Origin of the sequence: Candidatus Erwinia dacicola (assembly GCF_001756855.1) — a bacterium.
GTDB lineage: Bacteria > Pseudomonadota > Gammaproteobacteria > Enterobacterales > Enterobacteriaceae > Erwinia > Erwinia dacicola.
Map to the genome: position 1 here is coordinate 1 of NZ_MAYS01000581.1, position 8,518 is coordinate 8,518.

General features: G+C 49.7%; 8 protein-coding genes and 1 pseudogene. All 9 read left to right on the top strand.

The window, feature by feature from the left end; all coding sequences use genetic code 11:
* Positions 1-61: 61 nt before the first annotated feature.
* Positions 62-250, top strand: a pseudogene (locus BBW68_RS17235) (transposase); the annotation flags it as partial.
* A 204-nt stretch (positions 251-454) separates the two neighbouring features.
* Complete coding sequence (locus BBW68_RS14375; RefSeq protein WP_070135875.1) at positions 455-1,606, top strand: 2-aminoethylphosphonate--pyruvate transaminase; 1,152 nt, start codon at positions 455-457, stop codon at positions 1,604-1,606.
* A 1-nt stretch (position 1,607) separates the two neighbouring features.
* The gene (locus tag BBW68_RS14380) at positions 1,608-2,930 is read left to right on the top strand and encodes an O-acetylhomoserine aminocarboxypropyltransferase/cysteine synthase family protein (protein WP_070135876.1); all 1,323 of its coding nucleotides are present in this window, start codon (positions 1,608-1,610) and stop codon (positions 2,928-2,930) included.
* Between the two features lie 27 nt (positions 2,931-2,957).
* Positions 2,958-4,022: a fatty acid desaturase family protein gene (locus BBW68_RS14385; RefSeq protein ID WP_070135877.1), complete on the top strand. Its 1,065-nt coding sequence runs from the start codon at positions 2,958-2,960 to the stop codon at positions 4,020-4,022.
* Complete coding sequence (locus BBW68_RS14390; protein WP_070135878.1) at positions 4,019-4,846, top strand: gamma-glutamyl-gamma-aminobutyrate hydrolase family protein; 828 nt, start codon at positions 4,019-4,021, stop codon at positions 4,844-4,846. Before BBW68_RS14385 ends, BBW68_RS14390 begins: the two co-directional genes overlap by 4 nt.
* Positions 4,847-5,278: 432 nt before the next feature.
* Entirely contained in the window at positions 5,279-6,247 is a 969-nt protein-coding gene (locus BBW68_RS14395; RefSeq protein WP_070135879.1) for a homoserine O-succinyltransferase, read from the top strand.
* A gap of 54 nt (positions 6,248-6,301) precedes the next feature.
* On the top strand, positions 6,302-7,660 hold the full coding sequence (locus BBW68_RS14400) for a glutamine synthetase family protein (protein ID WP_070135880.1): 1,359 nt from the start codon (positions 6,302-6,304) through the stop codon (positions 7,658-7,660).
* A 242-nt stretch (positions 7,661-7,902) separates the two neighbouring features.
* Complete coding sequence (locus tag BBW68_RS14405) at positions 7,903-8,118, top strand: hypothetical protein (RefSeq protein ID WP_070135881.1); 216 nt, start codon at positions 7,903-7,905, stop codon at positions 8,116-8,118.
* A 159-nt stretch (positions 8,119-8,277) separates the two neighbouring features.
* Positions 8,278-8,518 (top strand): transposase (locus BBW68_RS17240; protein ID WP_338061307.1); only part of this gene is annotated, 241 nt, incomplete at its 3' end.

Consider the following 8,518-nt stretch of genomic DNA (forward strand, 5'->3'; position numbering starts at 1 on the left):
GCTAGCATCTTCATCCAAAACCGTCATATTAAAATAGTATGATTACCTATTCAACAAAGCCAATTATAGAATCAATCACAGCACTCAGTTTGTCGATAAAAAAGATCGGCAAAATCACATCAATGGTATCGAGAATTTTTAGAATCAGGTGAAGCGTCACATCCGTAAATTTAACGGCATTCCGAAGGCACATTTTTAGCTGTATCTGAAGGAATGTGAGTGGCGATTTAATACACCAAGTACAAAATAGCAATTAATCATTATAAAACAGATAGTTAAATATAAAATTTAAACCTTATATATGACAGCCACATTTTTTAATGGCCTTACTTCTGTATAACTAATTCATGAACATCCGGTGTCAACTGGACCGAATGCCAGCGATTTACGGGCTCAGCTGTGGAACATTTTGCCGAAGTTTTCTTCGCATCTTCATATAAATACGGAGCGTTATATGTCAGTACAGCATTATTTTTTAATGACACCCGGTCCGCTGGCTTTAAGAGACGAAGTGAAAGCGCAGATGCAGTACGATATGGGTTCGCGCGATCAACGTTTCAAAAATATTACCGCTTCAATACGTGAGCGGATAATTGATTTGATTGAAGGGAACGATACGCATTCAGCTATCCCCATTCAGGGTTCCGGTACTTATGGCATGGAAGCCGCACTGGCATCTTTCATCTCTCAGTCAGATCGACCGCTCGTTTGCATTAACGGCATTTATGGTGAGCGAATACTGAGAATATTAAAGCTTCGGGGCGTGCAGGCTGTCAGTATAAATTCTCCGGCTGACCAGCCGCTCTCAGTCTCAGACATCGCCTCATACCTAGATCAAAACCCCTCGCTCACCCACCTGTGCTTCGTGCATTGCGAGACGACAGCCGGTGTTATCAATCCGCTTGATGCAATCGTTGAACTGGCCCGCCGACGTGGCATTCGGACTATTATCGACGCGATGAGTTCTTTTGGTTCCGTCGATGTCAGTGCTAGGAGAACCTGTTTCGATGTGCTGGTGACCTCCAGCAATAAATGCATTGAGGGCCCACCGGGCGTCGCGTTTGTTATCGCTTCTCTGGACATTCTCAGGAGTAAAGGCCACTCCATCAATTCGTTTGTCCTTGACGTCCGGGATCAGTGGCGTAATTTTGAACAGACCGGAGAATGGCGTTCCACGCCACCTACGCACGTTATTCAGGCCTGTGCAAAAGCCCTCGAAATGCTGACTGCCGAAGGCGTAATTCGCCGTGGTGAACGTTATGGCTTGGTGCGCGACGAAATAGTCCGTGCGGTTGGACAATATGCATCACCGCTTCTGAGTGCCCAAGCACGTTCACCCGTTTGTCTGGCCCTCACGGCGGAGGGAATCATTAATACCCAGAATGATTTCGATGCGCTTTATGCGCATCTCATCACTTACAACCTCTGTATTTATTCCAAGTTACATCCTCAGACACGTAGTTTCAGGATCGGGTGCATCGGCTCTATCAAGCCTGCATGGATTTTCCTGTTGACGATGGCATTTCGCGATTTTTTCGATAAGGCCAGAGGGGGCAAAAAGCCTTCAACCTACTTCGAATCTGAATTTACCCAAAGGGGATTGTAATATGTCTCGGTATATTCCTGTTTCTGAAATGTCTACAGAAAGCGCGCTTCTGTATGCCGGTTATCGGCACGACCCCGTCACCAGAGCGGTTGCGGTGCCCATCTACCAGTCCACCGCCTATGAACTCGTTGGCGACCTTGCAGACATTGCCGATATTTACAACGTCAAGGAAGATGGTTTCACCTATACGCGGATCATCAATCCGACCACGCGCATCTTAGAACAACGCTGGGCCACCGTGGATGGTGCCGCCGACGCGCTCGCCGTAGCTTCGGGGCAAGCCGCAACGTTTCTGGCTATTGTGAATCTGTGCAGCGGGCACCCGGGTGATAATGTGGTGGTATCGAAGTATCTGTACGGAAACTCATGGAATCTGTTGTTTAATACCTTCAAGAGACTGGGCATTGAAGCCCGGCTCGCTGATCCTCGTGATCCATCGTCGTTTGAACAGCAGGCCAACAACAGAACTATCGCATTCTTTGGTGAAACGTTTTCCAATCCGTGCCTTATCCCGTTACCTGTGGGGTTACTTGCAGAGATTGGCAAACGACTTGGTATTCCCCTAGTCGTCGACAACACAACCACGCCGCTAGTATGCCGACCCGGTTCGCTTGGTGCCGTCATTACCACGTATTCAGCTACCAAATACATCTGCGGTCATGGTACAACACTGGGCGGACTGCTGGTCGACAACGGAAACTTCAGTTTCGAAGATCCCGTTCGCTTCCCCTTGTTTAATGAGCCCGATGAAGCTCATGGGGGAATACTCTGGCACGAGGCTGTACACAGACTGGGAGATCTTGGTAGCAGCGCCTGTTTATTGAAGGCACGTATGACCTGGCTTCGCGATACAGGTGCTGCTATCAGCCCATTTTCCAGTTTTCATTTAATTCAGGGCCTAGAGACACTGCATCTGCGTATGCAGCGTCACTGCGAAAATGCCGCAGTCGTGGCCAGTTTCCTCCAGCAGCACCCCAAAGTTAGGCATGTTTCATATCCGGGACTTAGCACAGGACGCGATCGCGACATCGTGGATGAGCTGGTCGATGCCCGCATCGGTCACGGTGCAATGATCATGTTTGAATTAGACGATGAGGTTGCCGGCAGGACGTTCATCCAGAACATCCGGCTTATGTATCATGTTTCTAACGTAGGTGATGCACGAACGCTCGTGACGCATCCTGTTTCGACCACCCATACTACCGTGCCTAAGGCGCAACGTGAAGCCGCGGGGATATCCGACGGGTCGATCCGTCTATGCGTTGGAATCGAAAACGTGAACGACATAATTGACGATATAAAACGCGGCCTTGACGCCATCTGACAGCCAACCCGTAAAGAGGATCATTCTATGGAAACGTCTCATTCCTGGAAGCTGCGTAACAAGCGGTTCCATTCATTCTGTTTTTCCCACGACATCATGCGGGATCTTGCGCAGCTGCGACCGGATAACATTACCGGGGCGCTATATGTGCTGAAGGACTATTTAGTCATGCTGGCCTGTGCATTCGCTACGGTTCAGCTCACTTGGTGGTTTTACCCGATCGCTGTATTGATCATCGGGGCGCATCAGCGGGGGCTGACGACAATTTCGCACGACGCAGCTCACCAGATACTCGCAAAAAACAAGTGGTGGAACAATTTTCTCGGTACAACGTTCGCCGCGTACCCAATTTTTCAGCGGCACTGGGCCTATCGGGTTTCTCATGTCCATCTTCACCATCCGCATCTTGGTGATCCAGAGAAAGATCCCGACCTGCAATTCTTCATCATGTCAGGGATTTATGAGGTCCGTGAGCCGCGCGAGTACAAGTTTCTGATTGTCTGGAAAGCCATTTTTGGCGGAGCCACTCTGCGATATCTGAAGTATCTATGGCACAACCGTTTCCTTATCTTAGACAAGGACGACAAGAGCGTTTACAAACGTGGTGCAGCCATTGATTCTTGGGGGTTCCTAGCCTTCTGGGTCATCGTTATTACCGGTTTCTCCATGGCCGGTGCTCTACATCTGCTGGTGTTGTTCTGGCTGATCCCCTATCTGACCACGTTTCAGATACTGGGCTGGTTCACCGAGATTGCAGAGCACTCACCGATGTGCGAAACCGAGGACCAGAACGTATATCTCACGCGTAACCGAAAAGGCAATCTTATCGAACGGATTTTGTTCGGCGTAAATTATGATGAATACCACCTAGAACACCACCTTTCTCCCGGCGTTCCATTCTGGCTGTTGAAGCATGCACAAGAGATCCGTCTGCGCGATCCTGACTACGCCAAAATCGCCGATTCCTGGGGAGGGCTTTTTGTGCGTGGTCCCAAAGGCCAGTCCAGTGTTATCGACCAGCTACTTGACCGCAACCGCCGTCTCTACGATGCGCAGCATACCTCTTTCAAAACGGTAGAGGATCAGCAATGACGATCAAACCCTGTAATGCAGGTCGCGCGGTCGTCGGCGTGACGGCCAATCGTCAGTTTCACGATGGAGTACATCGTGACTGGTTGCGGCGGCGTTATATTGAGGCGCTTGACCGGTACGCATATGTAGAATGTGTCATTCTGCCGACGTTCGATAGCGACCGGCACCGAGATGTCATAGTCAATAAATTGCGCGAAGTGATGCGTAGACTGGACGGACTGGTATTAACCGGCGACGAATCTGATCTTGACCCATATATCTTCAACGAGCAGATACGGGTCTGGGATTGTGCTTCAGATGATGTCATCTCCGGCAAACGTGATCGCCCTAGGGATCGCCTGTCAAGTGTCGCTTTGTCGATTGCGATCGAGCTCGATATGCCAATCCTCGGCATCTGCCGTGGGTTACAGGAGATGAATGTTCATCGTGGCGGCATGCTGAATCCTAATTTGCCAGTGACAGAACAAGGCATTGTGCACAGCGAAATCCCGAATGTATCTCGCGATCAGCAGTATCTGCCCGTGCACACGATTCAGGTCGTTCCCGGTGGTCTACTGTCGTCCATAATCGGGGAAGGTAAACTCTGCGTAAATTCGCTGCATAACCAAGGTATCACCGAGGTGGCTTCTGGTGTTCAGATGGAGGCGGTTGCTGAAGATGGCGTGATCGAAGCACTGTCATACAGTACGTCAAGGGGCTTTCAACTCGGGATACAGTGGCACCCCGAATGGCACGTAGCAACCGATCCCACGAGTCAGAAAATATTCACGGCATTCGGAAACGCATGCCAAGTATATCAATCAACCGGACCATTGTCGGGGTAGCGACCTGACCATTTTCAGTCTATTTCAGTTACGTCTGCAAGACCACTGGCACATTTATGGTTCTACATTTGTTGTTTTCCTTTACCTTCGCACTCTCACTCGCTGTTCCCGGTCCGGAGGTTGTGCTTGTGGTGATTCTCAGACATGAATATCAGAAGGGTATTGACCATTCGGAGTCACGACTGCGGTTCACACTATAGTGATGCAGCCCTGCATCAGTTTGTTCACCGATGACAATTTCTGGTGCTTGGCTTGTTTGCGATGGACTGGGGCTATCTATCCCACCAATTTCCACTCGTTGACGTTCACAGTTCGCATCAGGGAACGTACTTGGTACGCAGCCCTGAGCTATTCGCTACTGTCTTCGACACTAGCGCCGTATCATTTTTTTACGCATGACGAAATTTTGACCCATCCCGGAGCCTGAAACTCATGTCAATCATAATTCCCAAAGGTTTGCCAGCACTGTCAGAACTCAAAGCAGAAGGCATCACGGTTATGGAAGAAGAAAGCACAGTGAATCAGCCCAACCGACCGCTTCGCGTGGGGTTGCTAAATCTCATGCCCAACAAGATCACTACAGAAACCCAGTTTGCCCGTTTGCTCGGAGCCACTCCGCTGTTGGTCGAGCTGACGCTCGTCAAGATAACAAACCATGTGTCTAGGAACACACCTATCGGACATCTAGCCTCGTTTTACCAGAACTGGTCAGATATAAAGGAACAGAAGTTCGACGGTTTTATCATGACTGGTGCGCCGGTCGAAACGCTCCCCTTTGAAATGGTCAGCTACTGGGATGAGCTGACCAGTATCTTTCGCTGGACACAAACCAATGTGCACAGCAGCTTTAATATCTGCTGGGGCGCGCAGGCAGCGATGCATTATTTTCACGACATGCCCAAGTATGCGCTGGATGAAAAAGCTTTTGGCGTGTTCAGACATCATTGTCTGAGAAATGATTCTCCGTACCTAAAGGGATTTTCCGACGATTTTAATATCCCGGTATCACGCTGGACAGAGATGCGCCACACGGATATTCCGCCCGACAGCGGTCTTTCCGTTCTGATTGACTCTCCGGACACCGGACTCTGTCTACTAAATGATCCCAGGCATCACGCCCTTCACTTCTTCAACCATATTGAGTACGACTCACTCACGCTTGCCGACGAATACTTCCGTGATCTAGGGGCAGGAAGAAACATCCACCTTCCGAAAAACTACTTTCCCGGCGACTGTGAGACAAGACCGCCAGCAAATCAGTGGCGCAGTCACGCACATCTACTATTCGCAAACTGGCTCTATTGGATTTTTCAGACCGTCCCGGCAGATACAACGAAGGTTGGCAGCGACCGGGTATTTCCTCCTATTACCGGGATGAAGTGCGTCTCTCTTCGCCCCTAGAGGGCCAGTGGCGTAACGAACTTAAATGGCATCCCTGAGCAATGGGTGAATAACATGAGCATAACATTCGAAGAACTGAAACACGCAGTGGCTTCCGGCTCGATCGACACCGTACTTGTCTGTATGGTTGACATGCAGGGACGTCTGATGGGTAAGCGGTACCATGGCGATTTTTTTGTTCGTTACGGCTATGAAGAGACGCACGCCTGCAACTATTTATTAGCCAATGACATGGAAATGCAGCCGGTGCCGGGTTATACAGGTACCAGCTGGGCGCATGGGTACGGAGATTTTCTGCTGAAACCAGACCTTTCCACCCTGCGATGTCTGCCGTGGCTTGACGCAAGCGCAATGGTTATCTGCGATGTATTCGATCATCAAGGCAAGGCTGTAGCCCATTCACCGAGGCAGATTCTGCAGAGGCAGTTGCAACGACTTGCCGATCGAGGCATGCGCGCCTGTTTTGCATCGGAATTGGAATTCTATTTATTTGATGAGACTTACCAGAGTCTGTTAGCCAAGAAATACAGCTGCCCGCAGACATTCGGGAGCTACAATCAGGATTACAACATCTTGTCGACAACACAGCAGGAGTCCGTAATGCGTCCGCTCAGAAACGGGCTTCATGGTGCAGGAATAACTATTGAATGCACCAAGGGAGAAGGAGGGGCCGGGCAAGGAGAAATAAATGTTTACTATGCTGATCCATTGCTGATGGCAGATCACCATACAATTATTAAGCACGCCAGCAAGGAAATCGCGGCACAGCATGGTAAAGCGGTCACCTACATGGCCAAGTGGAATCATGATCTGGCAGGCTCCTCCAGTCATATCCACGCCTCGCTTTGGTCGCCGGAAGGCAGACCGCTTTTTTATGACAACAATTTTCCCCATGGCATGTCGAAGTTGATGCAGCAATACCTTGGTGGCCTGTTGAAATATTCCAGAGACATTACTCTTTTTCTTGCACCATATATCAATTCTTATAAGCGATTTCAGACCGACACATTCGCTCCAACTAAGATCGCTTGGAGCCACGATAATCGAACTGTCGGTTATCGCGTTTGCGGTGAAGGTTCGAAGGCTGCACGGGTGGAGTGCCGGATTGGCGGTGCCGACCTAAATCCATATCTTGCGTTTGCAGGCCTGATAGCGGCCGGTCTTGCAGGCATAGAGGAGCAGCTTGATTTGCCGGGTTTGTTTGTCGGCGATGCCTATCGGGATCCAGAATTACCCGAGATTCCGAAAACGCTGCGGAATGCCAGCGACATCAGTTCGAATTCGCGGTGGCTACACGAGGTGCTGGGGAGGGAGATTGTCGATCATTACGTACACGCCGCGCGATGGGAACAATCCGAATTCGATCGATGCGTCACTGACTGGGAGCTAACCAGAGGATTCGAGAGAGGTTGAATCGTTACTATCTAGATATGTATCAGCGGTCAGAGTTTTAAATTCGCAGAAAGTATTGGCTTCAATGTCTCTGAAAGCAGCAACTGTAATGGTCTAATCAAACCGGACACTTTGTTAGAGATATAATGAGCAATGCTCACGAGGTGAGAATGCGAAGAAAAACGTTTACCCATGAGTTCAAGCAGGAATGTATCAATTTGGTTCTGTAACACAAGTATCCGGTGACCTAGGCTTCTGAAACGATGAATATCGGTCTTTCAACATTGCAACGCTGGTTACACCAATATCGTGGAGAAGTCAGGGGAGATACTCCCATCGCCACCACGATTACGTCTGAACAACGAAGAATACAGGAACTTGAAAAGCAGGTGCGTCAGTTGCAAAGCGACAATGACCTGTTTAAAAAGGCTTCAGCCTTCTTCGCCATGGAAATGAACAACGACAAAAAGTCGCGGTGAAGCTGAAGAAGGCCGGGGCAAATATCCAGCAAGTATGTCGATGCCTGTCGCTCACGCGCAGCCCGGAGCAGGCGGCCAGCTCTCAGAGCAGATGTTCTAGGCTGTGTCCCTTAATCACCTGAGCTATAGTAACTGCCTGTTTCCACAACACATTGAACTATGGCTCGTTACGATCTTTCCGATGAAGCATGGGCTCTCATCCAGCCCTTATTACCAACTGAACCAGTAACACCACAGACTGGACGCCCATGGGCAAAACACCGTATGATCATCAATGGTATGTTCTGGGTGGTATGTTCTGGGTGCTGTGTTCAGGCGCTCCATGGCGCGATTTGCCTGAGCGATATAGCCCATGGTAAGACTGTTTACAACCGTTTTAACCGATGGTCAAAGTCAGGAG

Excerpts from the sequence above, each read along its gene's own strand:
- BBW68_RS14375 (WP_070135875.1), top strand. The coding sequence starts at position 455 with ATGTCAGTACAGCATTATTTTTTAATGACACCCGGTCCGCTGGCTTTA.
- BBW68_RS14380 (WP_070135876.1), top strand. The coding sequence starts at position 1,608 with ATGTCTCGGTATATTCCTGTTTCTGAAATGTCTACAGAAAGCGCGCTT.
- BBW68_RS14385 (WP_070135877.1), top strand. The coding sequence starts at position 2,958 with ATGGAAACGTCTCATTCCTGGAAGCTGCGTAACAAGCGGTTCCATTCA.
- BBW68_RS14390 (WP_070135878.1), top strand. The coding sequence starts at position 4,019 with ATGACGATCAAACCCTGTAATGCAGGTCGCGCGGTCGTCGGCGTGACG.
- BBW68_RS14395 (WP_070135879.1), top strand. The coding sequence starts at position 5,279 with ATGTCAATCATAATTCCCAAAGGTTTGCCAGCACTGTCAGAACTCAAA.
- BBW68_RS14400 (WP_070135880.1), top strand. The coding sequence starts at position 6,302 with ATGAGCATAACATTCGAAGAACTGAAACACGCAGTGGCTTCCGGCTCG.
- BBW68_RS14405 (WP_070135881.1), top strand. The coding sequence starts at position 7,903 with ATGAATATCGGTCTTTCAACATTGCAACGCTGGTTACACCAATATCGT.